Source organism: Nonomuraea sp. NBC_00507 (assembly GCF_036013525.1).
In the GTDB taxonomy this organism is placed as follows: Bacteria; Actinomycetota; Actinomycetes; order Streptosporangiales; family Streptosporangiaceae; genus Nonomuraea.
The window spans coordinates 6899886-6925677 of record NZ_CP107853.1 but is presented as its reverse complement, the minus strand read 5'-3'; the positions used below and the strand labels follow the sequence as shown (position 1 = coordinate 6925677).

At 69.0% G+C, this 25792-nt stretch carries 24 protein-coding genes; 10 read left to right on the top strand and 14 right to left on the bottom strand.

The features are described from left to right. Window positions 1-131: 131 nt before the first annotated feature. The 3 genes from OHA25_RS33395 to OHA25_RS33385 all read right to left on the bottom strand — a co-directional run bounded on the left by OHA25_RS33395 (window position 132) and on the right by OHA25_RS33385 (window position 3806). Window positions 132-578: a hypothetical protein gene (locus OHA25_RS33395; RefSeq protein WP_327580898.1), complete on the bottom strand. Its 447-nt coding sequence runs from the start codon at window positions 576-578 to the stop codon at window positions 132-134. Window positions 579-2517: 1939 nt separating this feature from the next. Then, window positions 2518-2895: a YchJ family protein gene (locus tag OHA25_RS33390; RefSeq protein WP_327580897.1), complete on the bottom strand. Its 378-nt coding sequence runs from the start codon at window positions 2893-2895 to the stop codon at window positions 2518-2520. Window positions 2896-2900: 5 nt separating this feature from the next. Beyond that, window positions 2901-3806 carry an NAD-dependent protein deacetylase gene (locus OHA25_RS33385; protein ID WP_327580896.1) on the bottom strand — a complete coding sequence of 302 codons (906 nt, stop codon included), beginning with the start codon at window positions 3804-3806 and terminating at the stop codon, window positions 2901-2903. Window positions 3807-3997: 191 nt separating this feature from the next. Between OHA25_RS33385 and OHA25_RS33380 the strand changes: the two genes are divergently transcribed. Then, on the top strand, window positions 3998-4375 hold the full coding sequence (locus tag OHA25_RS33380) for a hypothetical protein (RefSeq protein WP_327580895.1): 378 nt from the start codon (window positions 3998-4000) through the stop codon (window positions 4373-4375). A gap of 5 nt (window positions 4376-4380) precedes the next feature. On the opposite strand, the gene OHA25_RS33375 is transcribed toward OHA25_RS33380, so the two are convergent. Beyond that, window positions 4381-4593: a hypothetical protein gene (locus OHA25_RS33375; RefSeq protein WP_327580894.1), complete on the bottom strand. Its 213-nt coding sequence runs from the start codon at window positions 4591-4593 to the stop codon at window positions 4381-4383. 460 nt (window positions 4594-5053) lie between these two features. On the opposite strand from OHA25_RS33375, the gene OHA25_RS33370 reads away from it, so the two are divergent. From OHA25_RS33370 to OHA25_RS33345, 6 genes are all read left to right on the top strand, one after another. After that, a complete protein-coding gene (locus OHA25_RS33370; RefSeq protein ID WP_327580893.1) occupies window positions 5054-5260 on the top strand; it encodes a hypothetical protein in 207 nt (68 codons plus the stop codon). After that, complete coding sequence (locus OHA25_RS33365) at window positions 5257-5802, top strand: DUF6879 family protein (RefSeq protein WP_327580892.1); 546 nt, start codon at window positions 5257-5259, stop codon at window positions 5800-5802. The genes OHA25_RS33370 and OHA25_RS33365 overlap by 4 nt, the downstream gene beginning before the upstream one ends. After that, window positions 5777-6616: a helix-turn-helix domain-containing protein gene (locus OHA25_RS33360; RefSeq protein ID WP_327580891.1), complete on the top strand. Its 840-nt coding sequence runs from the start codon at window positions 5777-5779 to the stop codon at window positions 6614-6616. Before OHA25_RS33365 ends, OHA25_RS33360 begins: the two co-directional genes overlap by 26 nt. Before the next feature lie 107 nt (window positions 6617-6723). Next, complete coding sequence (locus OHA25_RS33355) at window positions 6724-6990, top strand: hypothetical protein (RefSeq protein WP_327580890.1); 267 nt, start codon at window positions 6724-6726, stop codon at window positions 6988-6990. A 199-nt stretch (window positions 6991-7189) separates the two neighbouring features. Continuing rightward, on the top strand, window positions 7190-7630 hold the full coding sequence (locus OHA25_RS33350; protein ID WP_327580889.1) for a hypothetical protein: 441 nt from the start codon (window positions 7190-7192) through the stop codon (window positions 7628-7630). Next, on the top strand, window positions 7627-8049 hold the full coding sequence (locus OHA25_RS33345) for a hypothetical protein (protein WP_327580888.1): 423 nt from the start codon (window positions 7627-7629) through the stop codon (window positions 8047-8049). The genes OHA25_RS33350 and OHA25_RS33345 overlap by 4 nt, the downstream gene beginning before the upstream one ends. 159 nt (window positions 8050-8208) lie before the next feature. On the opposite strand, the gene OHA25_RS33340 is transcribed toward OHA25_RS33345, so the two are convergent. Further along, window positions 8209-8403 (bottom strand): hypothetical protein, encoded by a 195-nt coding sequence (locus OHA25_RS33340; protein WP_327580887.1) that lies wholly within the window; start codon window positions 8401-8403, stop codon window positions 8209-8211. A gap of 137 nt (window positions 8404-8540) precedes the next feature. Further along, window positions 8541-10904, bottom strand: a complete 2364-nt coding sequence (locus OHA25_RS33335) for a hypothetical protein (protein WP_327580886.1) — start codon at window positions 10902-10904, stop codon at window positions 8541-8543. Between the two features lie 503 nt (window positions 10905-11407). Here OHA25_RS33335 and OHA25_RS33330 point away from each other — a divergent pair. Next, window positions 11408-12571 carry a pyridoxal phosphate-dependent aminotransferase gene (locus OHA25_RS33330; protein ID WP_305921350.1) on the top strand — a complete coding sequence of 388 codons (1164 nt, stop codon included), beginning with the start codon at window positions 11408-11410 and terminating at the stop codon, window positions 12569-12571. Window positions 12572-12577: 6 nt separating this feature from the next. Here the strand turns inward: OHA25_RS33330 and OHA25_RS33325 are convergent, their stop codons facing one another. Next, window positions 12578-14248, bottom strand: coding sequence for a PstS family phosphate ABC transporter substrate-binding protein (locus OHA25_RS33325; protein WP_327580885.1), 1671 nt, complete (start codon window positions 14246-14248; stop codon window positions 12578-12580). Window positions 14249-14350: 102 nt separating this feature from the next. Further along, complete coding sequence (locus OHA25_RS33320; protein ID WP_327580884.1) at window positions 14351-15400, bottom strand: glycerophosphodiester phosphodiesterase family protein; 1050 nt, start codon at window positions 15398-15400, stop codon at window positions 14351-14353. 168 nt (window positions 15401-15568) lie between these two features. Here OHA25_RS33320 and OHA25_RS33315 point away from each other — a divergent pair, with 168 nt between their 5' ends. Next, the gene (locus tag OHA25_RS33315) at window positions 15569-17878 is read left to right on the top strand and encodes an excinuclease ABC subunit UvrA (RefSeq protein WP_327580883.1); all 2310 of its coding nucleotides are present in this window, start codon (window positions 15569-15571) and stop codon (window positions 17876-17878) included. A gap of 10 nt (window positions 17879-17888) precedes the next feature. On the opposite strand, the gene OHA25_RS33310 is transcribed toward OHA25_RS33315, so the two are convergent. Then, window positions 17889-18806, bottom strand: coding sequence for a hypothetical protein (locus tag OHA25_RS33310; RefSeq protein WP_327580882.1), 918 nt, complete (start codon window positions 18804-18806; stop codon window positions 17889-17891). Window positions 18807-18839: 33 nt separating this feature from the next. After that, the gene (locus OHA25_RS33305; protein WP_327580881.1) at window positions 18840-19733 is read right to left on the bottom strand and encodes a S66 peptidase family protein; all 894 of its coding nucleotides are present in this window, start codon (window positions 19731-19733) and stop codon (window positions 18840-18842) included. Between the two features lie 158 nt (window positions 19734-19891). Here OHA25_RS33305 and OHA25_RS33300 point away from each other — a divergent pair, with 158 nt between their 5' ends. Beyond that, window positions 19892-20767 (top strand): sulfotransferase family protein, encoded by an 876-nt coding sequence (locus OHA25_RS33300; protein ID WP_327580880.1) that lies wholly within the window; start codon window positions 19892-19894, stop codon window positions 20765-20767. On the opposite strand, the gene OHA25_RS33295 is transcribed toward OHA25_RS33300, so the two are convergent. The 4 genes from OHA25_RS33295 to OHA25_RS33280 all read right to left on the bottom strand — a co-directional run bounded on the left by OHA25_RS33295 (window position 20745) and on the right by OHA25_RS33280 (window position 25704). Next, window positions 20745-22631 carry an ABC transporter ATP-binding protein gene (locus tag OHA25_RS33295; protein WP_327580879.1) on the bottom strand — a complete coding sequence of 629 codons (1887 nt, stop codon included), beginning with the start codon at window positions 22629-22631 and terminating at the stop codon, window positions 20745-20747. The genes OHA25_RS33300 and OHA25_RS33295 overlap by 23 nt on opposite strands. A 199-nt stretch (window positions 22632-22830) precedes the next feature. Beyond that, window positions 22831-23652, bottom strand: coding sequence for an enoyl-CoA hydratase/isomerase family protein (locus OHA25_RS33290; RefSeq protein ID WP_327580878.1), 822 nt, complete (start codon window positions 23650-23652; stop codon window positions 22831-22833). 124 nt (window positions 23653-23776) lie between these two features. Next, on the bottom strand, window positions 23777-23992 hold the full coding sequence (locus OHA25_RS33285) for a helix-turn-helix domain-containing protein (protein ID WP_020547488.1): 216 nt from the start codon (window positions 23990-23992) through the stop codon (window positions 23777-23779). Between the two features lie 113 nt (window positions 23993-24105). Continuing rightward, window positions 24106-25704: an ABC-F family ATP-binding cassette domain-containing protein gene (locus OHA25_RS33280; RefSeq protein ID WP_327580877.1), complete on the bottom strand. Its 1599-nt coding sequence runs from the start codon at window positions 25702-25704 to the stop codon at window positions 24106-24108. Between the last annotated feature and the right edge of the window lie 88 nt (window positions 25705-25792).

The window sequence follows — 25792 nt, the reverse complement described above, 5'->3', positions numbered from 1 at the left end:
CACACTATCCAAGGGATCTGGCTGTTGGAGTGGCGTTCGGGCTCACTGGGGAGCGAACCGGTTGATGCGAGGCCCGGAACGGGATATGAACAAGCCGGCTCTGAGCAGGTGACCTGGTAGCCGTAGGAGATCTATCCGCCATCGCCGTCCTCCAGGCTTCGCCAGGCCGCTTCCTGGGATGGATCCAGTGGTACGTGCTCGAATCGTGCGATGTAGGAGTGCCCGAGCGTAACGAGCGCATCGTAGCCGAGGTCGGGCAGGGCATCGAAGTCGTCGGCGGCGACGTCGAGGGTGAAGCTGTGTTCGCTGTCGTCGTTCAGGATGACCGCAACGATGCAGCGATATACGGAAGCGTCCTCTTTCCCGAATATGACGAGGAACAGCTGCCTGAGCCTGTCGCGGTGCGCCCGGAGCCACTCCGGCCGCCCTTCGGCACTCCACTGGTGGCGCTGCGCCGTCGCGACGAGAGCACCCAGGGATTCGACCGTCAGCGTTTTGATGTCACCCCGGCCGGCGGGCTGCCAGATATCGATTGTGGGCCATTTCTTCCTGTTCCGGCTGTTGAAGGGGCGCATCATTTCCTAAAGTTGTTGATGAAGATCTCAGTATCCCAGGTGATTCTGGAGTTGGGATCCTCCGCCCGCGCGATGAGTTGGTAGCGCCGATGGTTGCCCTGCAGGAGGACTCCGGGGGTGCGAGCGGTGTAAGGATATGAAGTGCTTATCCGAAGGGTGGAAGACGGAATTTATCAGGTCATCATCCGAACGGGTGGTGGGATCTGGCCATCTTGAAGGAGCGCGGCGGATTGCCCGGCTGTAATTTCAGGAGATCGCGGACCGTCGGGTTGGCCTTGGGTGCTGTCTCTCCCAGCTTGCCGCTGAGGGAAGGATTCAGGCGGGAGTTCTGTCCAGAAGGGAAGAGACGGCGGCTGTCCAGCCTTCATGCTGAACGGCAGCGACATCAATCAAGTTTCCGCCATCGGCATCCAGAATGCCATCATAGATCGTGACGGCGATGGCGTCAGGGAGACCTTGGCCTTCATGGGGTGGCGTCGCATCAGGGCCGCATCCGGCTTCTCGAGCCTCAATCTCGTGCCGTCACCTAGCACAGGGTAACTGGTACCGTTCTGGGCCCAGCCGCCGGCAAAGCAGGCTGGGCCCTTGCAACCGAAAACGTTCCGGAGACGTCCGACCAGATATGCTGACCATCCGACGAGGCCGGTCCACCGTACTCATATTGCTGCTTCTCGCAGGATGTGCCAACGGTCACGGCACCGCCCCCAGCCTCGCTGCGGCGCCGGTCCATCAGACCACCTGCCCACCTCGGTGGGGCGCTCACGACGTCGGCGGTTGGGTCCCAACGCCCGAAAGCACCGCATCAACACTGGTACCGGGACAGCCACCACGCGCCGAAATCTGCCTATACGACGTCCATGGTGCTCATCAAGGCAAGGCGCGTACCCTCCAGACCGGTTTGGCTACTATGACGGCCGATCTCAACCATCTACCAACGGCGCCACGTCGCGAGGCATGCCCCCTGCTTGCCACTCTTACGCAGAGTTACCTCATCAAGTTGTCATATCAAGACGGACGCGTTTCCTGGGTCGGCACGGCGTATGGCATCAGTGGGTGCACAAATACAACGAACGGACGCATCCACACAACCGCTTATATCGGGGATGCTGTCAAACACGCGTACGACACTGGGCAGTGGGCGAGACTCACTCCTCGAGACCCGTGCGATATTGGCACTGGTCGGCGCGGCCAGGACAAGCACCTCATTCCGGACGACCCCATAGAGGTGACAGTCTGCAGCATCAGGAAGAACGCTGAGCACAAGACGCATGGCCGCAGGGTCGCCATCAAGACTGCAAAAACTCTCAACAAGCTACCCCTCCAGCCAGTGGACCATCAATGCAGTGGGCCATACATCTCAGTGATCTTCCACTACAGGCAAGGTCCACCCGCCGCGGTCACTGCCTTCGGCGCCGCCTGCAAGGTTGACAATCGTTACGTTCAAGCAGATGTTCCAGCAGCGCTCTACACACAGCTTAAGAAGCTCGGCACAGACTGAGTGTTTTTCAACTCGGTTCGCGGAGTTGAAGGAGGGGTATCACTACCCTCGGATGACGCGGATCTTGCCGCCGTGCCCGGCAACGGCGGGGGCCTGATGTCCGCACAGGACCCCACAGCCAGAGGCTCCCAGTAAGAGCGAGACACAGAGGAACCCGAGGGTTCGCCTGCTTCCGTTGATCGCATGGGCCCGACGGCAACCGCGGCGGATTGATAACACTCGAGAATCCTTAAACGTCAATAGTTGTATGTTTAGCTGCACGGCCTGGTCCTTCTCGCAGCGGTGCCTAGTACCTTGGCTTCGCTTGAGGACCGTTCAGAATAGTGTCGGCGGGACGGCAGTTCCGGCTGGCGTGCTGGGCACCTGGCGCAGGCTTGCGATGAGTTCGGTGCCGGACGGTGTCCATTTCGCACGATCAAGCCGGTACTCGTTCACTTCAAGGGTCTATACGGCGCCAGCGTAGACCCAGCGGCCGTCGAGGCGGACGAAGCGGCTGTGTTCCTCCATCTCCCCTGGCTTGCCGCGGTCGACAAAGTGGGCGCGGAAGCGGACCGTGCCTTCGGTGTGGACGACGCTGCCGCCGGTGGTCTCCAGGATCTCCAGGCGTATCCAGCGGACCCGCTTGTCCAGATCCAGCCGGGCGGGGCGGGAGGACGGGTGCCAGGTGCGCAGGAGGTAGGCCGCGTCCCCGACGCCGAACGCGGTGAACCGAGAGCGCATGAGTTGCTCGGCGGTGGTGGCGACTGCCTCGCCGCGGTGGAGTTTGCCGCAGCAGTCCTGGTAGGAGGCGGGCAGGCCGCACAGGCATGATCGAGGAGGCATGCGAGCTATTGTGCCCCGAGCTGGGTGGCCAGGTCGGTCAGGGTGGCGCCGAGCGGGGCGTCCAAGGTGAGCGTGGCGTCGGCGTCGCCGCCGGTCGGGCCCTGGTTGACGATGGCGATGGGGAGGCCGAGCGCCGCGGCCTTGGTGACGAATCGCAGGCCTGATTTGATCGCCAGTGAGGATCCGAGCACGAGCAACGCTCGGGCCCGTGCCACCATCCCGAAGCATTCGTCCACGCGGGCCCGGGGCACGTTCTCGCCGAAGAAGATCACGTCTGGTTTGAGGAGGCCGCCGCAGCCGGTGCAGTCCACCACCTGGAAGCCCTCGACCTGTTCGTCGGTGAGCACGGCGTCGCCGTCGGGGTTGATCTGGTGGCCGATCGCGTGCCAGTGCGGGTTGGCCTCACGTAGGCGGTGGTCCAGGTCCGAGCGCGAGGTGCGCTCCTGACATGACAGGCAGACGACGCGGTCGAGGCCGCCGTGCAGCTCGATCACGCGGCGGGATCCCGCGGCCTGGTGGAGGCTGTCCACGTTCTGGGTGATGATGCCGGACAGCAGGCCGTGGCGCTCCAGCGCGGCCACGGCGCGGTGGCCGGCGTTGGGCCGGGCCTGGCCGATCTGGCGCCAGCCGACGTGGCTGCGCGCCCAGTAGCGGCGGCGGGCCTCCGCGCTGCCGACGAAACGCTGGTACGTCATCGGCTCGGCGCGACGGGCCCGGCCTGTCGGGCCTCGGTAGTCGGGGATGCCCGACTCGGTCGAGATGCCCGCCCCGCTCAGCACCGCCACGCCTCCCTGTCCGACCAGCTCGGCCAGCTCGGCCAGCAAGGCGATGTCGGCCGCCTGACGCGGATCGCTGGACTCGGCCGCCTCCACCTGGTCCGCGAGTGGGGACTTCGTCGTGCTTGGAGTCACATGTCCATGGTGCCCGACTCAGTCACCAGTCGCCTCGCGCCAGGGCTGACTGAAGCGTCCGCGGCCCATCACCTGAGGACTCGACCGTAATGTCGGTGGGGTCTCGTTTGCCGCCAGAGCGGCCTCCGGCCTATCCACAGATCGTGCGGCTTCGGCCCCCTCTCATCCCGTGAGCCTTCTAACATGACGGCATGGCCGCTCAACAGCACCAAGCCCACATCGCCGACCGCGTCCAGCGCCTGGAGGCCTGGGCCTTCCGCACTGGCGCCGACGTGGCGGACATCAAGGCGGCTGTGGAGACGCTTCCCGCAGTGATCCGTCAGGAGGTCCTGGCCTACCCCGAGCCGGTGTTCGGGGAGATCATTGCCGGTCGCTCCACCCTCGCGACGAAGGAGGATCTGAACGACCTCGAGCGGCGGCTGACTGAGCTTATGGAGAAACGGTTCGGGTCGGTTGACACCGAGTTCCGATCGGTCAACGCCAGGTTCGAGTCGGTTGACGCCAAGCTGCAGTCGCTCGACACCAAGCTCGACCAGGTCCTGGCGGCCGTCGGCAAGACGGACGGGTAAGGGACTCAGTCGCCCGATCCTTCCTCGGCTTCCGTGATGCGCTCGGCGCTCCACAGGCGGCGCATCTCCGGGCAATGCTCCAGCAGCTCGTCGAGGGGACCGCGCCCCGCGACGCGGCCGCGGTCGAGGACGATGATCTGGTCGGCGCGTTCGAGTGCGGCCTGCCGGTAGACACCACCAGGACGGTCTCCGGCCCGCGGCCGGCGATCCGGTCCCACAGCAGGCGCTCGGTCTCGACGTCCAGGGCAGACGACAGATCGTCCACGACCAGCAGCTCCGGCGTACGCACCAGCGCCCGGGCGGCGGTGGCCCGCTGGACCTGGCCGCCGGACAGTCGCACGCCGCGCGGGCCGACGACCGTGTCCAGGCCGTCCGGCATCTCGGCCAGGTCCGCCTCGAACGCCGCCAGCTCCAGCGCGCGGCCGATCTCATCGTCGGTGGCGGGCCGGCCGAGGAGCAGGTTCTCGCGCAGGGTCTCGGAGAACAGCGCGGAACCTGGCCCGCGTAGGCAGCGCGGCCGGGGACGAGGAACGCGGCGCCGTCAGCGCCTGGAGGCCGCCGGGGTGCCGGATCGGCGGGCCAGCTGAGCATGCATCCAAGAGCAGTGCATCTTGACGCACATCACCGCATCGCCGAGCATCGAAGGCGATACCCGCTCCCCTACGAAGGCGGATGACCATGAGGCTCAGGCTCCTCGGCACGTCCTCAGGTAAGACAGGCTGCCCTGCCCTGTACAAGACCGACCGCGGCACGATCGTCGTCCAGGGCAAGAAGGTCCACGACCCCGAGGCGCTCGCCGATGTCGTGGATCTTCGCGACGATGAGCTCGTCGTTGAGATCCCCGCGAACCTGCTCCGCTTCGCTCCGGCCCCGGAGGGCGAGTGAGGTTCGTCCCCGCCGGGCAGGACTTCGCCGGCCTCGTCCTCGCCTTCCGCCACACCGCGTTCCGGCTGGAGACCCGCGAGGCCTACAACGAGGCCGACGAGGCCCCGATCCTCCGCCGGTTTCTGACCGGCGGAGGGCTCGACGAGTCGTACATGGACGACTGGATCGAGATGCTCACCCCGCGGATCGCCGACGGGCAGCGCATGGAACGGGTCCGCGTGGTCAGCAAGCCGCACAGCGACTACACCCGCTTCGGCCTCGCTCTCGCCCGTTACAACGTCGAGGCCGGGGAGGATATCCGCTATCTGCCTCGCCATCGGGCGGCAGAGCTCGACCTGCCGGGCCATGACTTCTGGCTGATCGACTCCACTACGCTGCTCATCCTGAGATTCGGCGACGACGACGTCCTCCTCGGCGCCGACCTCGTCACCGATCCCGCTGTGGTCGTGAAGCACTGCTACTACCGGGACGTGGCCCAGCACTACGCCGTCCCGTGGCAGGAGTACACCAAGCAGGATGTCCACCTACGAGAGAGCCCGTGATGCGCTCGGGCTCCGCCTGCGTGAGCTTCGACGAGATGCTCGACTCAATGGCCAGCAACTCGCCGAAGCTCACGGCTGGCACCGCACCAAGGTCTACAAGATCGAGAGTGGCAAACAGACGCCGTCCGACGCCGATATCGAAGCCTGGGCAACCACGTGCGGCGCACCCGAGCAAGTCCCGGAGCTGATCGCTGCACTACGGTCGCTTGAGGGCATGTACGTCGAATTCCGGCGGATGTTCCGCCGCGGAATGGTGGCCCAGCAGCAGACCTTCGCCGAAGCGGAGGCCGAAGCACAGGTGATCCGCAACTTCGAGTCGTGTTTCGTGCCGGGGCTCCTACAGACACCTGAGTACTCGGCTTATCGGCTCCGCGAGGCGATCACGTCGGATGAGGCCCACGATGATCTCGCGGCGGCCGTGGCCGCCCGGATGGCCCGCCAGCAGATCCTGTATGCGTCTGGGCGACGGTTCCACTTTGTGATGACCGAAGCGGTGCTACGCCTTCGGCTATGCCCTCCAGATGTCCTCGCCGGCCAGCTGGAGAAGCTGGCGATCGCCTCCACCCTCCGCACCGTCCACCTCGGCGTGATCCCCTTCGAGAAGGTCTACCCGGTGGCACCCGTCCATGGATTCTGGATCTTCGATGACCGGTGGGTATCGGTAGAGACCCTCACTGCCGCCCTCACGATCAGCCAGCCCTCCGAAGTCGCCACCTACCTCACCTCGTTCGCCACGCTCGCGGGCCTCGCGGTCTACGGCTCCGAAGCCCGCAACCTTATCGAGTCCGCTCTCCGCGTCCTCGCGCCTGACTAAAGCCCAAGATGCGCCAGGATGCTTCCCTCTAGGGTTGAGCGAGGCTCTGGAGCATCTTCGCGCACAATGCTTCAAGCTGCGCCTAGCGCCGTCGTAGCGTCCGGGACATGGACAGTCACGGGTCCGCATCCCCCACGCATTCGCCCCGCGCGAGCGCCACGAGCAGGTCTGCCGGCGGCGCGGCCGTGACTCGGCGCCGGCAGACCGAACATCGCATCGTCGGATTCCGCGACGTCGAGCAGTTGCCGAACGAGACGTGGACCGCCGTCCACAAGGCCAGCGGCACGGTCATCACTGCGCCGAGTTTCGAGGCCCTGGAGCGCGTTGAAGCGCCGATGGTGCGCATCGCCTACGCCTGGCGGCGAGCCTCATGAACCAGCCAGCGACCCCAGACTGGCACGGTGGCGATAGCCCCCAGGCGTCCGCCGTCGTGCCGCCGCGCCCAGGGTCGGCGCGGCAGCGGCGGCACGAGTTGCATCGGTGGAGTCGGTGTCCTGCCGCCGCGCTCAAACGCCCGCAGTGGGTGTGGGTCTCCTGCTCTGGCGAGACGCCGTTCCGCACGGGAGGCACGACATGAGCAATCTGCCCGAGGTCCCCGGCTGTACGGTCGCCGCCGACTCCTACGGCCTGCGTGTCACGCACATCTCGTCAGGCGACTCCGAGATGGTCGAGAACGACGCCCAGGCGCTGACGGCCGGGCAGACGCTGGAGATCCTCGCCAAGCACCGGGTTGAGCTCGCCGAGCCCGCCAGGGCACTGCCTGGCTACGACCTGTACCACCGGCAGTGGGCAGCAGTCTGGAAGGGCCGGCTCCCCGACGAGCAGGTGAACCAGCTCGTGCCCGACCCGCCGGAGTACAGCATCACCTGCTGGCCGACTCCGGACCGGGGCGACGACGGCAAAGCCCTGTGGACGATCACCTTGTGGGGCGAGTCGGAGGAGATGCTCGGCACCCTGTGCGCCGCGTGGCTGGCGAAGGTGGCCACGGTCACTGGAACGGCGGGACCGGCATGATCGGCGACTATGACAGCTCGTGGTGGCTGGATCGTCTGGAGACGGTCACGCCAGACGACATCATGCGCGCCGTCAAAGAGGCCGTCGAGGACGGTGAGGACCAGCAGGAGTTGGAACGTCTGCTCCAGCAAGAGGTGCGCGCCGCAGGCGGGATCGTCAGGTTGGCGCAGCGGTGGACGACACGAAATCGCCAGGCCGCGTTCCATGCACAACTCAGCCGCAAACGGCTCGGGCAGCTGACTCCCTTCCCCGCCCCGGCGCCACCCCGAAATCAGCGCCGGAAGCCCGCCCCGAAGCCGGCCACAGAGGCCGACGACGAGGCCATGCTGCGTGAGCTGATCCAGCGTTTCCCCGACGTCGCCCGCGACGTCCTCGCCAACACCGACGGCGACGGCGGGAGCGAGGCCGAGAAGACCTAAAACTCCCTGCTCCGGCCTTGGTCGGCTCCGAGAGCAGGGGCCCGGCCGTCCTCGGAATTACCCTGTCCGGTCCAGGCGCAATTCCAGGGCTTCCGAGGACGGCCAACCGATCGAGGAGGAACCGTGACCGACCCCAGGCGGACGGCACGCATGGCCGCCCTAGTCGCGCTGGACGACGTACACGCCGATCGCGTCGTCGACGAAGCGGCGAGTGATCTGGGGCGCCGCCAGCGGAAGCGCGGTGGCGGCGGCGATGGCCGCGGCGAGCGCGGCGGCGGGGCGGGGTCCTGGCCGGAGCAGGCGCAGGACGGACGTGCTATGCGGGGGAATCCCCTGGTCGGACGGTCGTCTCAAGAAGCGTCATGCCCTTTGCGTCGAAGGAGTCACGGTGCTGGGGGGACATGAACGCTTCCCGCATCTCGGGCCTCCTTGATCGCTGGACTGTCGCTGCGAGTGAGTACAGCATCCCGTCGGATGCCGGGGCAACCGATTTACCGGCCGCGCTCCCCCGCACGCGACGCCGGCCGCAGGTAGACGCAGCGCAGCCGGGCGGCGAAGTGCTGTCCGCCGTCGCGCAGCCAGCACTGCTCCGGTCCTGGCAGCGTCTCGGTCAAGGTGAGCCGTTCGGCCGTGCCGGCCAGCCGGGCCAGCTGCTCGATGAGCGCGGGCGCGCGGGTGTCGACGTAGACGGGCCTTCGCTCGGCGGCGGCGAAGGCGGGGGCAAAGGCGGCGGCGAAGAACGTGCGGGGCAGGTGGTGCAGGTCGCGCAGGCGGGCCATGGCCAGCAGCAGGTCGCGGTCGCCCCCGGCCCGGCCGAGCGCGTCGAACGCGATCCTGCCCAGCCGCCACCGCTGCCGCGAGATGACGACATTCCCCCATGTCAGGCGGGGTGTCCGGGGCAGGTCCGGCAGGGTGGGCGGCTGGAGTCTCGGCAGGCCGAACGCGGTGTGCAGGGCGTGCCCTGGTTCGCCGTTGTGGATCATCAGCGGCTCGTCGGTGCCCTTGGCGTGCAGGACGGCTCGGTGGCCGTCGCTGCGCACGTACAGGTCGTCGAGGCCGACGCGGCGCCGCCGCGGGTCCGCCGCCGCGCCCCCGGACTCCAGGACGGGCCCGGGGAGTTCCGGCGAGGGCAGGCCGTCGGCGCGGGGCGAGATGACGTTGAGCGCGGTGAATCCGCGGAGCGCCCGCGCGATGGCGGCCGCGCTCCGGCGCTCGCCGGAGCTCCCCGGGGCTCGGCCGTCCCGGTGGAAGCGCAGCTCCCACGGCGTGAGCAGCGGCGCGTGGTGGAATCCGCCGAGCACCAGCGGGGTCACGCCCGGCTCGTACGCCTCCAGCGCGGGCGCCGCCACCATGACGTCGGCCGCGCACAACACCGGCGCGGCCGGCGGGACCGGCTCCGCCAACACCCCGGCGAGGTCCAGGGCGACGGCGTCGGGGGCCACGTCGCCGACGAGTCCGGCGATCCGGTCGCCGCGCTGGATCTCCAGGTTTCCCGCGGCCCGCAGCGCCTCGGCCAGCTCGAACGTGCCCGCGCCGAGCCGCCCGGCGAGCATCCGGTTGGTGCGGAGCCTGGTCTGCTCGGCCTCCTCCGCGAGCGGGCCGAGTGCCGCGGGCACGCCTTCGCGCAGGTCGGCGGCGAGGGCGTCGCCTATGGTGACGTGCAGCGTGCCGGCCGCGGCCTCGTACACGACGACGTGCTCGTCGCGCCCGGTCCGCTGGCCGCCGCCGGCGAGGGCCTCGATCCTGCTCTGCAGGGCCAGCTTCACGTCGGGCGAGGCGCTGGGGTAACGCTCGAGCAGGTCGGAGATCTCCCTGACGCGACGGCTCACGGGCAGGTCGGTCCCGGCGGCCGGCCGCGGGCGAGCGAAGGCGCGTCGCCGCTGCGCGGGCACCCCCTGCGCGGCCACGAGTCCCGGCTCCGGCGCGGCGGGGGTCTGCTCGCCGGGCAGCCGGTCGCGGAGCCAGCCGAGGGGGTCGGGGACGGTGGCGGGCGGGCACAGGTCGTGGGTGAGCAACCCGCGGCGCACCGCGACGGCGAGCGCCGCCGAGGCCCGCTCGAGGCCGGTGCCGGTGTCGGCGGCGATCTCGGCGAGCGTGCGGCGGCCGTCGCAGTGCCCGGCGAGGGCGGTGCCGTCGTGCCCCGTGCTCATTCCCGGGCCCGTCCCCGGGCCCGTCGCTGTCCGCCGCCGTGGCACGAGCCCGGCGACGAGCGCGGGGTCGGCGAGGATGCGTTGCTGGAGCGCCTCTCCGATGCGGCCGGCGGGGTAGGCGATCCGCCGGGCGCATTCGCGGTGGCCCGCCCAGGTGTAGCCGCTGTCGCGGCCGGGCTCGATGCGGGCGAAGTCGATGGGCGCGTAGAACCCGGTCCTGGCGCACCGGGTGGCCAGCCGTTGCAGGTGCGGTGCGAGCTGCCGCGCCGTCTCGGCCTGGCCTCGCCGCAGGTCGCGGTAGGCGGCGGGGGCCGAGCTGACCAGGGCGTCGAGGAAGCGCTCGTCGGCGGCGATCGCGGCGGTGGCCGTCCTGGCCCGCGCGCCGTCGGCGGCGACCATGTCGGCCAGCGCGAGACGCGCGTCCTCCAGCAGGCCGGTCACCCGGTTCCAGCTCGCCAGCCAGTCGGCGGGGCCGGGCGTGCCGGGTGGCAGGGGTCGCAGCCGGCGCAGGCGGCCGCGCAGCCCACGCGGCAGCCGGCCGCTTGCCTGCGGGCAGGCGAGCAGGTCGAGCGCCTGCCGCTCCAGCCGTACGACCGCCGCGGCGGTCTCCGCCGCCCGTGGGTAGGCCAGCGAGGCGACGAGCTCCCAGGGGAACCCGGCGCTGCGGACGAGCACGGCGGGCAACAGGGTCCACTCGGCAGCCATGTACGCGCCCCTCTTTCTCCCGCGGCGAATTCAGAAAGCACGCCCACGCCAGATGCTTACAAGATCACTTTTCCATGTCAATGCATTCTCGCATGAGAAAAAAGGGAGAGTGGTGACCTAACGTCAATGCAACTCGCGGAGGATTGCCCGCCAACAACGGCAAATGCCTCCATACGGGACACCGATTGTTTACTTTCCGTAGTCGTCCGCCTGTCCTGCCTGTACAACGCGTGAGAGGCGACGCCGAGCGGCCTCCAGGCGGAGGCCGGAAATTCCCCGCCGAACAATGGCGGAAGATTTTCACCGGCGAATAACCGGCGGGCCGGGCCGGCGCGTGCTCGAACCCGCGGGGCGATCCGGCCAATGGCCTCCCGCCCGGCCGTTTTCGATTTTCTGTCGCCCTTTTCGCCGAATGTCCGACCGAACACGTGCAGACCGCCGTGAACCGGTCGACCCATCGGCGCGTACCTACACACATCGGACACGTGTTCCATGGAGGTGTCGTGGAGCTCAGCCTCTTGCGTACACAGGCGCACAGCCCGTCGTACTTCACACTGATGCGCAGCTCGTCCGGAGAGCGCGCCCCAGTGGACTTCTGCATACCGTGCAACCCGTACTTCCCGACGCCCGAGATCTTCGAGCACCTCGGGAGGAATCTGGAGACGATACTGAAGTTCTATCCGAGCGACGCGGGCACGATCACCGCGGAGCTCTGTTCCACGCTCGGACTCCACCCCAAGACGGTCGCCATGGGCAACGGGTCGACCGAGCTGATCACCTGGATCGACCACCTCCTGGTACGGGAGAGCCTGGCGGTGCCGATCCCCACCTTCGGCCGCTGGACCGACCAGCCGCTCGAGACGGGCAAACGGGTGGACATGTATCCGCTGCTGGAGAGCCGCAACTTCACCCTGGACGTGAACGACTACGTCTCGTTCATCCGCACGCGCGGCTCCCGCGTCGCGGTCATCTGCAACCCCAACAACCCGGACGGGGGCTACCTGCCCAAACACGAGGTCGTGCGGCTCATGGACAAGCTCATCGACCTGGACCTGGTGATCATCGACGAGTCCTTCGGCGACTTCGTGGACGCCGAGCCGTACCCGGGCGTGGCGGCCGAGGCCGCGGTGCGGCCGAACGTGATCGTGCTGCGCAGCCTGGGCAAGAACTTCGGCTTGCACGGCATCCGCTTCGGCTACATGGTCGCCAACCCGGCGCTGGCCGGCCGGGTCCGCGACGCGCTGCCCAAGTGGAACCTGAACTCCTTCGCCGAGGTCATCGTGTTCATGATGAAGCAGTTCGACGTGGAGTACCAGGAGAGCCTCAAGCGGCTGGCCAGCGACAGGCGGGCGATGTTCCAGCAGCTCAGCACCATGCCGGGATTGTCGGTGTTCGCCTCGCAGGGCAATTTCCTGCTGGTGAAGCTGCCGCCGGGGCACGACGGGGTGCCGCTGCGTGACCACCTGCTGACCGAGCACGGCGTCTACGTCCGCGAGTGCGGCAACAAGCTGGGCACCACCAGCCAGTTCCTGCGGCTGGTCGTGCGGCCGCAGGAGGACGTGCGGCGGCTGCTGATCGGGATGACGCAGTTCCTGTACTCGGGCAGCCTGCACGAGATCCCCGTGATCGGCCTGCATCACCGGCACGCCAACCCGCTGTCCGCGTGAGGCCGCTCAGCGCAGCTCGCAAGCCTCTTCCAGGCCCTCCTTCGTCACGCACGGGTCGAAGCCCGCCGACGACAGCCGCACCTGGGCCAGTGCGTGCGAGCGCGCGAACTCCAGGAACGCGGCCGCCAGGGAGCCGGGAGCGGGCCGCTCCTTGGTGTAGACGTACTCGACCGTCCAGAACGGGTAGCCGGCCTGCACGGCGGTCGAGGCGTCGAAGGCCTTGCCGTCGAGGGTCAGCGCCGTGATCGTGCCGGCCTTGCGCGCCGCCTCGAGGGCCGGCTCGTCGGCGTACCCGATCGCCCCGGGAACCGTGCTGATCTTGCGGATGACGTCGGGGTTCCCCTGGCGCTCGCACCGGATGACGGGCGCGGCGGGGTTGCGGTCCTTTTCCAGGCACTCGTTGGAGGAGAGCACGTTCTCGCCGGTGCGCAGCACCTGCTGCTCGTACAGCTGCCGGGTGCCGGAGTCCTGGTCGCGGCTGATGATGCGGATGGGCAGGGACGTCTTGTCGTCGCGGAGCTGGTTCCAGTTCGTGTAGGTGCCACTGTTGATCTTGCGGAGGTCGTCGACGCTGAGCGTGTTGAGTCCCACGCCGCTGTTGACGGCGACGTGGTAGGTCACGATCGCCAGCTTCTCGGCGTACAGCCGGTCGTGGTCCTTGCTCTTGCCGTCCGCCACCGCGACGAGGCCGTCGTTCGCGCCGGCCTCCATCACTCTGCGCACGCCTTCGATGGAGCCGGTGGGCTCGGTGGCGATCTCGCTGTCGCCGCCGCACGCCTTCTCGTACTCGTCGGCGACGGCCTGCATCGCCGGTATGAACACGGTCGACCCCACGATGCGCAGGTTGCCGGGCACGCAGGCGACAGTGGGGTTGCGCGGGGTGGAGAGCTGGCTGAGTACGAGCAGGGCGCTCAGCGCGATCACCAGCGCGACGGTCACGCGCGGCAGCGTGACCCGGCGGTTCTCGCGCTCGTCCATGATGAGGCCCGCGTCCTTGAGCTTGCCGGTGTGGCCGACGACCTTCGTGAGGTCACCGTCACCGGAGTTCGCCTCCCGCAGGACGACGACGAGCTTGGCCTTCTCGCCGCGTTTGAGCCGCAGTCCGTCCAGCCGCACGCCGTGCCACGCCGGCTCGGCATCCTGTCCTTGGGGCTGCCCCTGGGACGAGGCGCCGAGCCAGCGGGCCATCCGGTCCGAGAGCCGCTGCCGCACCGTGACCAGGCCGTCCTTGGCGGGCGTGCCCTCGTCGGGGAAGAAGGCCAGGCCCTCGCGTAGCCGCTCGCGCAGCTCGCCCGTGCTGGCGTCGGACACCCTGGCGTTCCACACCAGCCGCCCGCCGAACGTGAACGACAGCGGCCGCTCGAAGTCGTCGGGGTCGATGTCGTAGCTGCCGCTGTTGCGGATGCGGATGACGACCATGCTCATCCGGTCGAGCAGCCGCGCCACCTGGCGCAGCTGCGGCGGCCCGTGCTCGGCCGGGTCGGCCCCGCCGTTGTGCTGCTCGGGGCCCAGTCCGATCTTGGAGTTGTACAGGACGCGGAAGCCGATGCGCTTGCGGCGCACCAGCAACCGGTCCACGTACGGCGCCACCAGCAGAAGCACGATGCCGAACAGGACCGGGCCCACGCCACCGAGGAACTCCACCAGCCGCCGCAGCAGCTCCAGCACGGCCTCCACCGACGCTCCTTAGATCCCCCTTTACTGCTTCAATTGTCGCTTTCAGGAGATCATCGAGCGGCGGGGCACCGATCGTTCACGAGCTGTTCGGCCCGCGGAAACCTAGCCCTGATGGAGCTTGTACGGCCGGGGCAGCCTGAACCCGCGCTCGGCCATGACCGTGCGCAGCCGGTCCGGGTAGTCGGTGATGATGCCGTCCACGCCGTCGTCGATGAGCTTGTTCATGGTCGGCTCGTCGTCGATGGTCCACGGGATCACCTTCAGGCCGAGGGCGTGCGCCTGGTCGACCATGTCCTTGGTGACGTACGGGACGTAGGTCGGGTCGGTCACCTTGCCGTTCTGCGGGAACCCGTGCACCGGCGAGAACGCGTCCGCCCCGAACGACGTGACCGCCTTGAGCGGGTCGCCGCCGAAGTCGTCGATGTCGATGCCGCCCAGCCACGGCGAGGCTCCCGGCTTGCCGGTCTGCAGGAAGTCGCGGTTGGTGAGCGCGACCAGCGGCAGCCGCGGCTCCACCTGCCGCATGCGCATGAGCGCGCCCCAGTCGAAGCTCTGGATCGTGACCTGTCGCAGCAGCCCGGCGCGCCGGATCTCGCCGGCCGTCACCTGCACGAACTGCTCGCGCGGCGCGGTCTCGTGCGGCGCACCGGCCTCGACCTTGGTCTCGACGTTCAGCGTGACGCCGTGGGCCCGATACCGGTTGACCAGGTCGAACACCTCACGCAGGGTCGCCATGGGCGCTCCGGGCACGGCCCGCTGCCCGGGAAACTCCGCCAGCGTCAGCGACCCGCAGTCCATGGTCCTGACCTGCTGCAGGGTGAGCGTGTTGATGTACTTGCCGACGTAGGGGAACTCGGGGTCCCCCGGCACCGCGGGCGCCGTGTCGCGGCACTTCCTGTTGCTGATCCTCCGGTCGTGGGTGACGACCGCCTCGCCGTCCTCGGTGATCTGCACGTCCAGCTCCAGCGTGCCGACGCCGAGCTCCAGCGCGTTGGCGAAGGCCGGCAGCGAGCTCTCCACGACGAGCCCGAGCCCGCCCCGGTGCGCCTGCAGGTCGAACCGCTTGTCCCGGTCGGCCGCGGCCACACCGGGCGCGGCCAGGATCGCCGCGCCCACCGTCGTCGCGGCCACCACCGCATGCCATCTGTTCATGTCGCCACAACATGGGGCATGCGGGGGACGCCGGGGCGTACGGGAGCGGAACGAGGACTGCGGATCAGCTGAACGAATCGAAGATGCGTGCGAACCGCGCGGTTCAAGGTAGGCTGTCCCGGCTATTCCCTTACGGCATAAACAGTCAGCCGACGATGGAAGGGTTCCGTGGACTTCAACCCCCGGGCGAGCAGCGTCCTGCACCGCGATCACACGGCCGCCGACAGTCACGACCTCATCCAGGTCCGCGGCGCCAGGGAGAACAACCTCAAGGGTGTCTCCCTCGACATCCCCAAGCGGCGCCTCACCGTCTTCACCGGAGTGTCCGGCTCCGGCAAGTCCTCGCTCGTCTTCGACACGATCGCCGCCGAGTCGCGGCGGCTGATCGACGAGACGTACACCGCGTTCGTCCAGTCGTTCATGCCGAGCCTGTCGCGCCCCGACGTGGACGCGCTGCACAACCTCAGCGCGGCGATCATCGTCGACCAGGAGCGCATGGGCGCCAACCCCCGCTCCACCGTGGGCACCGCCACCGATGCCCACACCATGCTGCGGATCATGTTCAGCCGCATCGGCGAGCCGTACGTCGGCCCCGCCTACCACTTCAGCTTCAACAAGGCCGAGGGCATGTGCCCGCAGTGCGAGGGCCTGGGCAAGGCGTCGGAGATCGACGTGGACGCGCTCGTCGACCGGGAGCTGTCGCTGAACGAAGGGGCCATCAAGGTCCCCGGGTTCCCGGTGGACAGCTGGCAGTGGCAGGTCATGGCCGGCTCCGGCCTGTACGACCCCGCCGTCAAGCTGAAGGACTTCGCCCCCGAGCAGTGGGAGGACCTCCTTCACAAGCCCGCGACGAAGCTCAAGTACGGCACGAACAACTTCACCTACGAGGGGCTCGTCCTCAAGGTCAAGCGGACCTACCTGGGCAAGGACCGGGAGTCCATGCAGCCGTCCGCGCGGGCGTTCGCCGACCGGGCGCTCAAGCTCACCGTCTGCCCGTCCTGCGCCGGCACGCGGCTCAACGAGGCCGCCCGCTCGGCCGAGATCAACGGCAAGAACATCGCCGAGTGCGCGGCGATGCAGATCAACGACCTGGCCGGCTTCGTCCGCGACATCGGCGACGCGACGGTCGGCCCGGTGCTGGACGGGCTGCTGTCGACTCTGGACTCGCTGGTGGAGATCGGTCTCGGCTACCTGAGCCTGGACCGGGAGTCCGGCACCTTGTCGGGCGGCGAGGCGCAGCGGGTGAAGATGGTGCGCCACCTCAACTCGAGCCTCACCGACGTCACCTACGTCTTCGACGAGCCCACGGCCGGCCTGCACCCGCACGACATCCAGCGGATGAACAACCTGCTGCTCCAGCTGCGCGACAAGGGCAACACGGTGCTCGTGGTCGAGCACAAGCCGGAGACGATCGCGATCGCCGACCACGTGGCCGACCTCGGCCCCGGCGCGGGCACGGGCGGCGGGCAGCTGTGCTACGCGGGCGACCTGGACGGGCTGCGCGCCTCGGGCACGCTGACCGGCCGCTACCTCGACCACCGGGTACGCCTGCGCGAGGACGTCCGCAAGCCCGCCGGCCACCTGCCCGTCCGCGGCGCCAGCCTGCACAACCTGCGTGACGTGAGCGTGGACATCCCGCTCGGCGTGCTCACCGTGGTCACCGGCGTGGCCGGGTCGGGCAAGAGCTCGCTGATCCACGGGTACGTCGCGGGACTGGAGGGCGTGGTCGTGGCCGACCAGTCCCCGATCCGCGGCTCGCGCCGGAGCAACCCGGCCACCTACACCGGGCTGCTCGACCCGATCCGGGCGGCGTTCGCCAAGGCCAACGGGGTCAAGGCGGGCCTGTTCAGCGCCAACTCCGAGGGCGCGTGCCCGGCCTGCAAGGGCATCGGCCTGATCTACACCGACCTGGCGATGATGGCCGGGGTGGCGTCGGTGTGCGAGGAGTGCGAGGGCAAGCGGTTCACGCCCAAGGTGCTGACGTACACGTTGCGCGGCAAGAACATCAGCGAGGTGCTGGGCATGTCGGTGGCCGAGGCCCGCGAGTTCTTCCCCACCGGGCAGTCCAGCACGATCCTCGAGCGGCTGGCCGCCGTCGGCCTCGGCTATCTGGGGCTCGGGCAGCCGCTGAACACGTTGTCCGGCGGCGAGCGGCAGAGGCTCAAGCTGGCGATCAACATGGCCAGGAACGGCACGACGTACGTGCTGGACGAGCCGACCACCGGCCTGCACCTGGCCGATGTGGACCAGCTGCTGGCCCTGCTGGACCGGCTGGTGGAGGACGGCAACACGGTCATCGTGATCGAGCACCACCAGGCCGTGATGGCCCACGCCGATTGGATCATCGACCTGGGTCCGGGGGCCGGTCACGACGGCGGCCAGGTGGTCTTCGCCGGCCCGCCGGCCGAGCTGGTCGGCACCGGCACCGGCACCACGCTGACCGCGATCCACCTGCGCGAGTACGTGGGACGCGCGTAGGCGTCCGGGGTCAGACGGCGAGGCGGGCCAGGACCTGGGCGAACTCCGGAGGCGGAGCGACCACGAGCCTGGTCTGCCCCTGCTGCACGATGATGTCAGCCCTGATGAGCGTCAACCGGCCCTCGTGCCACCAGTAGACCTGAGGGCTGAGCCCGTCCGTGGTCAGCGCGTGGACCCGCAGCCGCTCGATGGCCCGCACCACCCCGATGCCGTCCACCGGATGCACGAGCAGCGTGTAGGGATCGGGGAGGACGGCCAGTACGCCGTCGCCCGGCACCTGCAGGTAGTCGCCCAGCCAGCGCAGATGTGTGGCGGCGGAGGGCGTGCGGGCGGTCAGCCGCGTCACCGGCGTGCCCGACAGTTCGATGCTCTCCGCAAGCAGCCGCTCGTCCTCGCGGACGTTCCTGACGGCCAGGTCGAGCGCGTGCGCCGTGGGCACGGGCCAGCACCCTGCCTCCTCGGGACGCACCGGGCGCGAGCCCATGATGAGCAGCTCGACCAGGTCGGCGTTGAGGTGGCGGCCCACCACCTTGGTCAGGTCGCCCACCTCGTCCACGGACTCCACGCGGACGCGCAGCAGCGGCCCGGCCTGCTCCAGGTCGCACACGTCGACCTGCTCGCCGGCGGTGGCCACCGCGTGCGCGAGGTGCTCGGAAACCAGCACGGGCCAGTCCTCCCTGGCCCGGCGCCCGGCCTCGCGGCGCAGCCCGGTGAGCCGCACGACCAGGGGGGTGTCGCCGGCCAACGGGCCTCTGAGTGTCACAGCGGCGCCGTCACGGGCGAACTCGCAGGCGAATCCACGGGATTCGGCGACGAGCGCGAGCAGGGAGTCGAGATCGACATCCTCGACGGGCCTGCGCTTCGGAGCTCGGGACTCACCGAACTCCGGCGATCTCCGGCGGGCTCCGTCACGCTTGAACAAACTCACGCGCCGTGTCCCTTTCTGTCGGATTCGTCCCTCCTACCTTGCCTGCTCCCCATCCCTGAGGGTGCCAGCTAGCGAGCACGATTCGGTATCGATAACCCCAAGTCTCCCCAGCCACACGCTCATCTGAGGTGACCCGTGTCCCACCGCAAGCCCCGCCAGGACAGGCACTCCGAGCCGTCCGAGACGGTCCTGGAGGACGGGATACGGGTCGGCGCAGTCGACCCACGACCCGAGCGCGATCCCCCGCACCCCGTCGAACACCCCGGCCTGCAGCAGCTGGGTGAGCATGCGGTCGATCCGGTAGGGCTCCTCCCCCACGTCCTCCAGGAACGCGATCCTGCCGGTGAACGACGGCTGCCATCGCGTGCCGCACATGGACGCCAGCAACGACAGGTTGCCCCCGGACAGCACACCCTCGGCCCGGCCTGGCGCCAGCACCCGATCACCTTGCACGGGCTCGGGGGCGCCGAAGAGGGCCGCTCGCAGGCTCGTCAACGTGCGCGGCTCCGGACCCCGCTCGCCCGCGAGAAGGTCGCAGGCCGCCATCGGGCCGTGCAGCGTGGGCACGCCCAGCTCGATGGCGAAGGCGTTGTGCAGGGCCGTGATGTCGCTCGACCCGAGGAGGACCTTGGGTCCCGCGGCCCGCATGGCGTCCCAGTCGAGCAGGCCGAGCAGTCTGCCGGCGCCGTACCCGCCGCGGGAGCAGAACACCGCGGAGACGGCCGGGTCGCACCAGGCGGCCTGCAGGTCGGCGGCCCGGGCGGCGTCGTCGCCCGCCAGGTAGTCGAGCTCCTGCCGGTCGAGGACGTGCGCGCCGGCCACCACCTTCAGTCCCAGGCCCTCCAGCCGCTCGATGCCGCGTTGGAGCAGGACGGCGTCGGGCGGGCCCGACGGCGAGACGATCGCGACGGTGTCACCTTGCTGCATCGATCAACTCCTGGACGAGTATGGGACCCTCGCGACCACCTCCGGCATCGGCGTGATCAGGTCGCGGGCAGGCACTGAGCACGGTGCATGGTGCCGTGCGGCCTGGTGTACGAGCATGGCTCATACACCAAGTAAACGGTGTCACACTTGACCTCCGTATGCGACTTCCGCCCCACATCCTCGTGGTCAACGGCATCAAGGTCCGCCGGCCCGTCTTCCTGCTCGGAGCCCCGCATTCCGGCACGGACCTGCTCGCCCGCGCCCTGAAACGCTCACCCGGCTGCCACGTGACGATGGGCCGCGCGAGCGTGGCGCACGTGGTGTACGCCTTCGCCCGCAGGCCGTCCATCGGCCGCACGTCCGGGGCCGTACGCGTCCTGCGCGACGCGCTCGCCGAGTCGTGGCAGGTGCTGCCCGGCTCGTGCGGGCAGTGCGCCGAGCCGTGCAGGCAGGCGGGCGGCGTCACCGGCGCCGGGCCGTGCGTGGACACCGGCGAGATCACCCGCTTCGGCGACGGCAGCCCGGACCTGATCTACAGCGCCCCGGTGCTGCTGCAAGCGTTTCCCGACGCCCGGTTCGTGCAGCTCATCCGGGACGGCCGGGACGTCGCGGCCGACATGCTGGCCGATCCGGCGTGCCTGGCCTGGTTCCGGCCCGCGATGCTGACGGAGCAGACCGAGTTTCCCAACGCGTTCCTGGGCGTCAACAAGGACGAGCACCTCGACCGGTGGAAGGCCATGCCGGCGGCGGGCAAGTGCGCCCTGCGCTGGCGCGGCGCCGTGCGGCTGAGCGCCGAGCTGCGCAGGACACTGCCCGCCGAGCAGCTGCTCACGCTGCGTTACGAGGACCTGGTGCTCAAGCCGGCGCAGGCGGTGGCCACGCTGACGGACTTCCTGGAGACGCGGGTGTCCAAGGTCCCGCTGTACGGGCACGCCGCCAAGGCCGGCTCCTGGCGCACCCGCCTGCGGCCGGATGACCTGACGCTGGTGGAGAAGGTGGCGCGCGAGGAGCTCAAGCGGCTGGGCTATCAGTAGCACGGAACTGGGTGCGGTAGAGCTCGGCGTACAGGCCGCCGCGCGCCAGCAGCTCCTCGTGGCGGCCGCGCTCGGCGATACGGCCCTCGTGTATGACGAGGATCTCGTCGGCCTCCCTGATCGTCGACAGCCGGTGCGCGATGACGAGCGACGTGCGGCCCTCCAGCGCGGCCTTCAGCGCCTTCTGCACCGCCGCCTCCGACTCGGAGTCCAGGTGCGCGGTGGCCTCGTCGAGCACGACCACGCGCGGCGCCTTGAGCAGCAGCCTGGCCAGCGCGAGCCGCTGCTTCTCGCCGCCCGACAGCCGGTAGCCGCGGTCGCCCACCACCGTCTCCAGTCCGTCGGGCAGGCTCTCGATGAGGTCGCCGATCTGCGCGGCCCTGAGAGCCTCCCAGATCTCCTCATCACTCGCCTCCGGCCTGGCATAGCGGAGGTTGGCCGCGATCGTGTCGTGGTAGAGGTGAGCGTCCTGCATGACCACTCCCACGGTGTCGCGGAGCGAGGCGAGCGTGGCGTCGCGCACGTCGAGGCCGTTGATCCGGACGGCGCCCTCGTTGACGTCGTACAGGCGCGAGACCAGCGAGGTGATCGTGGTCTTGCCCGCGCCGGAGTGGCCGACCAGGGCGATCAGCTGCCCGGGGCGGGCGGTGAACGACACGCCCCTCAGCACCGGATGCGACGGGCCCGTGTCCTGCCTGGCCACCGACTCCAGCGAGGCCAGCGAGACCTCCTCGGCGGCCGGGTAGCGGAACCGGACGTCGTCGAACTCGATCGTCACGGGGCCGCCCGGCACCGGGGCGGCGTCCGGCTTCTCCGCCACCATGGGCCGCAGGTCGAGGATCTCGAAGACGCGGTCGAAGCTGACGAGCGCGGTCATCACGTCGACGTGCACATTGGACAGCGACGTGAGAGGGCCGTACAGGCGCATCAAGAGCGCGGCCAGGGCCACCAGGGTGCCCAGCTCGAACACGCCGGAGACGGACAGGACGCCGCCGATGCCGTACACCAGGGCCGTGGCCAGCGCCGCGACCAGGCCGAGCGCGACCCTGAAGACGGTGCCGTACATGCCGACCGTCACGCCGACGTCGCGCACCCTGGCCGCCCGGCTGCCGAAGATCTGGGCGTCGTCCTCGGGGCGGCCGTACAGCTTGGCGACCATGGCGCCGGCCACGTTGAACCGCTCGGTCGTGACGGAGCTCATCTCGGCGTCCAGCTGCATCTGCTCGCGGGTCAGCGCCGACATGCGGCGGCCGACGAACTTGGCGGGCACGATGAAGATCGGCAGCAGGACCAGCGCGACCAGCGTCACCTGCCACGACAGCACCAGCATGGCGCCCAGGACGAGGACCAGGCTGACCACGTTGGAGACGATCGACGACAGCGTGCTCGTCAGCGCGCGCTGGGCACCGATCACGTCGGTGTTGAGCCTGCTCACCAGCGCGCCGGTCTGCGCCCGCATGAAGAACGCCACCGGCATGCGCTGCACGTGGTCGAACACCTCGGTGCGCAGGTCGTAGATCAGGCCTTCGCCGATGCGGGCCGAGAACCATCGCTGCACCAGTGTCAGACCCGCGTCCACGAGCGCCAGCGCGGCGATCGCCACCGCCAGCCCGACCACGACGCCCGGCTGCCTGGGCAGGATGCCGTCGTCGATGATCGCCTTCATCAGCAGCGGGTTGGCGATCACGATGACCGCGCCGGCCACGACGAGCGCCAGGAACGCGGCGATCTGCTTCGTGTACGGCCGGGCGTAGCGCGCGATGCGCCGGACCGTGCCGGGGCGCAGCCGCTGCTTGGTCACCGAGTCGTCGCGGCGCAGCGACGCCATCACATGAGGCCCGAAGCCTCCACCCATCATCGCCATCCGGGGGATCCCACCTCCTCCCCCTCAAAGAGCGCCCCGCGCGACGCGCCGATTCCCGCCTATGCTCACCGCGAAAACGCCCAGCCCCGCACCCTACCCGCGTTCCCGGCCTTCGCCGCGCCCGGGCACCCTGCCCGCCGTGTGTGGCGGCGAGCCGGCCGGCAAGCACGTCCAGGGTGGGCGGCGGCCGGCGCGCCGGTTAGGGGAAGAGGGCTTTGAGGCGGGCCGCCTGCTCCAAGCCCTCGGCCACACTCTGCTCCTCCAGGGTGCGTGATCGCGCCCCCTGGAGGAGTCGCTTGGTCGCGGCGGCCGCGTCCCGATTGGTCGACAGCAGCTCCGCGGCCTTGTCTCGTACGGCTTGCGCCAGGTCGCCCCCGGCGACCACTTTCTCCGCGAGGCCGATCCGCATGGCCTCGTCCGCGTGCACGGTCCTGGCCGTCAGGCAGATGTCGATCGCCTTGGCCAGGCCCACCAGCTCCACCAGGGGCTTGGTCCCCGTCAGATCGGGCACCAGACCCAGTGCGGGCTCTTTCATACAGAACGCGACATCATCGGCCACAATCCGCAAGTCGCAGGCGAGCGCGAGTTGAAACCCCGCCCCGATCGCATGCCCGTGCACTGCGGCGACGGAGACGATCTCCGGGCGGCGCAGCCACAGAAACCCCGCCTGGGCCTGTCTGATGCGCTGCTCGAACTCGGCGTCCCCGACTTTGACCGCCGAGCTGAACGAGCCCTGTCCGGGCACCCCCTCAGGTGTGAACATTCGCAGGTCGATCCCTGCCGAGAAGGACGGTCCCTCACCTTTCACGACGACGACGCGCACCTGCTCGGGCAGGCTCTCGCCGATGCGAGCCAGTGCCGACCATGTCGCGAACGTCTGCGCGTTGCGCTTGTCCGGCCGGTCCAGCGTGATCGTCGCTATCTCACCGTCCACCTCGAATCGAAGGCCGATCTCCGCCAATCGCTCGGCTGAGACGTCCTCCGCGTACCCCCCGCGCTGCCGCGCCTCTGCTTCCGTCATCGCCCGCTCCCTCCAGCCACGGTGCTGCCCGTCGCGCCCGAGCTTACAGAATATGATTCTGGGCTCGGGCGCGACGGCGGCTGACTAGGGACGGGCGGCTGCGGTCGCACGTTCCGAGGCGGCCTCAGCGCTTGGACTTGCCTCGAGTCGCCCCGCCGCGCCCACGCAGAGTCACACCGGACTCGCTTAGGATGCGGTGGATGAACCCGTAGGACCGACCGGTCGAAGCGGCCAGCGCGCGGATGCTCTCGCCCGCGGCATAGCGCTTCTTGAGATCACCAGCCAGTTTTTCCCGGTCGGCCCCGGTGACCCGGGTGCCCTTCTTCAGTGTCTCGGCCACGAGTACCTCCTGTAGTGCCGGACTTCCGCAGCGTTACTCCGCCATGATCAGTCATTTCAGCGGGATCGGCTACCTACTCCACGGGAAAAGATCCGTACCCACTCAAATTAAGATCAGGCAAGTGCCACAAGATCGGAAAATTCGTCGCTCCACGCGTCTTCAGTTCCGTCAGGCAGCAAGATCACTCTATCCGGTGACAGGGCGTCAACGGCACCCTCGTCATGTGTGACAAGGACGATTGCTCCTGAATACGACCTCAGAGCGGTGAGAACCTGCTCCCGGCTGACCGGATCGAGGTTGTTCGTGGGCTCGTCGAGAAGGAGGACGTTGGCGCTCGAGAGCACCAGCATGGCCAGCGCCAGCCGGGTCTTCTCGCCGCCCGACAGGACGCCGGCGGGCTTGTCGACGTCGTCGCCGGTGAACAGGAACGAGCCGAGCACCTTGCGCAACTCGGTGTCGGTGAACTCACCACCGGCCGAGCGCATGTTCTCCAGCAGCGTCCGCCCGGAGTCGAGGGTTTCGTGCTCCTGCGCGTAATAACCGATCTTGAGGCCGTGCCCGGGCCGGATCTCGCCGGTGTCGGGCACCTCGATGCCGCCGAGCAGGCGCAGCAGCGTGGTCTTGCCCGCGCCGTTGAGCCCGAGGATGACGACCCTGTGGCCGCGGTCGATGGCCACGTCGACGTCGGTGAAGACCTCCAGTGAGCCGTAGGACTTGGACAGGCCCTCGGCCATGAGCGGGGTGCGCCCGCACGGCTGCGGCTCGGGGAAACGCAGCCGCGCGACCTTGTCGCTCTGGCGCACCTCCTCGGTGCCGGACAGCAACCGGTGCGCGCGGCGCATCATGTCCTGGGCGGCCTTCGCCTTGGTGGCCTTGGCGCGCATCTTGTCGGCCTGCGCCAGCAGCGCACCGGCCTGTTTCTCGGCGTTGGCGCGCTCGCGCTTGCGGCGCTTCTCGTCGGTCTCGCGCTGGGCCAGATAGGCCGTCCAGCCGACGTTGTAGTGATCGATCGCCGACCGGTTGGCGTCCAGGTGCAGGACCTTGTTGACCGTCGCTTCAAGAAGGCCGACGTCGTGGCTGATGATCACCAACCCACCTTGATGGGATCGCAAAAAATCACGAAGCCACCCGATTGAGTCCGCATCTAGGTGGTTTGTCGGCTCGTCAAGAAGGAGAGTCTCCGCCCCGCTGAAAAGAATGCGCGCCAATTCCACACGTCTGCGCTGACCGCCGGAAAGCGTTTGCAACGGCTGCGTCAGCACCCGGTCCGGCAACCCGAGGCTGGAGGCGATGGAGGCCGCCTCGGCCTCGGCCGCGTAGCCGCCCAGGACGTGCATCTGGTCCTCGAGCCGGCCGTACCGCCTGACCGCCTTCTCGCGCGTGCGATCATCGGCAGAGGACATGCCGACCTCCGCCTCGCGCAGCTGGCGCAGCACCTCGTCGAGCCCGCGCGCGGACAGAATGCGGTCGCGCGCCAGGACCTGCAGGTCGCCGGTGCGCGGGTCCTGCGGCAGGTAGCCCACGCTGCCGCTGGTGGTGACGGCGCCCGCGGCGGGCAGCGCCTCACCGGCCAGGACCTTGGTCAGCGTCGTCTTACCCGCGCCGTTGCGGCCGACGAGCCCGATCTTGTCACCGGCGTTGACGCGGAAGGTGGCTTTCTCAATGAGCAGGCGCGCGCCCGCGCGCAGCTCGATATCATTGGCGATGATCATGGTGGCGGAACACTCCCGGCTAGGAAACGAGGGTTTTGGGCGTGCGACGCCGATCAATCGGGAGTGTGCATAGGGATCAGTGTATGGC

Excerpts from the sequence above, each read along its gene's own strand:
- OHA25_RS33395 (WP_327580898.1), bottom strand. The coding sequence starts at position 578 with ATGATGCGCCCCTTCAACAGCCGGAACAGGAAGAAATGGCCCACAATC.
- OHA25_RS33390 (WP_327580897.1), bottom strand. The coding sequence starts at position 2,895 with ATGCCTCCTCGATCATGCCTGTGCGGCCTGCCCGCCTCCTACCAGGAC.
- OHA25_RS33380 (WP_327580895.1), top strand. The coding sequence starts at position 3,998 with ATGGCCGCTCAACAGCACCAAGCCCACATCGCCGACCGCGTCCAGCGC.
- OHA25_RS33370 (WP_327580893.1), top strand. The coding sequence starts at position 5,054 with ATGAGGCTCAGGCTCCTCGGCACGTCCTCAGGTAAGACAGGCTGCCCT.
- OHA25_RS33360 (WP_327580891.1), top strand. The coding sequence starts at position 5,777 with ATGTCCACCTACGAGAGAGCCCGTGATGCGCTCGGGCTCCGCCTGCGT.
- OHA25_RS33355 (WP_327580890.1), top strand. The coding sequence starts at position 6,724 with ATGGACAGTCACGGGTCCGCATCCCCCACGCATTCGCCCCGCGCGAGC.
- OHA25_RS33350 (WP_327580889.1), top strand. The coding sequence starts at position 7,190 with ATGAGCAATCTGCCCGAGGTCCCCGGCTGTACGGTCGCCGCCGACTCC.
- OHA25_RS33345 (WP_327580888.1), top strand. The coding sequence starts at position 7,627 with ATGATCGGCGACTATGACAGCTCGTGGTGGCTGGATCGTCTGGAGACG.
- OHA25_RS33335 (WP_327580886.1), bottom strand. The coding sequence starts at position 10,904 with ATGGCTGCCGAGTGGACCCTGTTGCCCGCCGTGCTCGTCCGCAGCGCC.
- OHA25_RS33320 (WP_327580884.1), bottom strand. The coding sequence starts at position 15,400 with ATGAACAGATGGCATGCGGTGGTGGCCGCGACGACGGTGGGCGCGGCG.
- OHA25_RS33305 (WP_327580881.1), bottom strand. The coding sequence starts at position 19,733 with ATGCAGCAAGGTGACACCGTCGCGATCGTCTCGCCGTCGGGCCCGCCC.
- OHA25_RS33300 (WP_327580880.1), top strand. The coding sequence starts at position 19,892 with ATGCGACTTCCGCCCCACATCCTCGTGGTCAACGGCATCAAGGTCCGC.
- OHA25_RS33295 (WP_327580879.1), bottom strand. The coding sequence starts at position 22,631 with ATGGCGATGATGGGTGGAGGCTTCGGGCCTCATGTGATGGCGTCGCTG.
- OHA25_RS33290 (WP_327580878.1), bottom strand. The coding sequence starts at position 23,652 with ATGACGGAAGCAGAGGCGCGGCAGCGCGGGGGGTACGCGGAGGACGTC.
- OHA25_RS33280 (WP_327580877.1), bottom strand. The coding sequence starts at position 25,704 with ATGATCATCGCCAATGATATCGAGCTGCGCGCGGGCGCGCGCCTGCTC.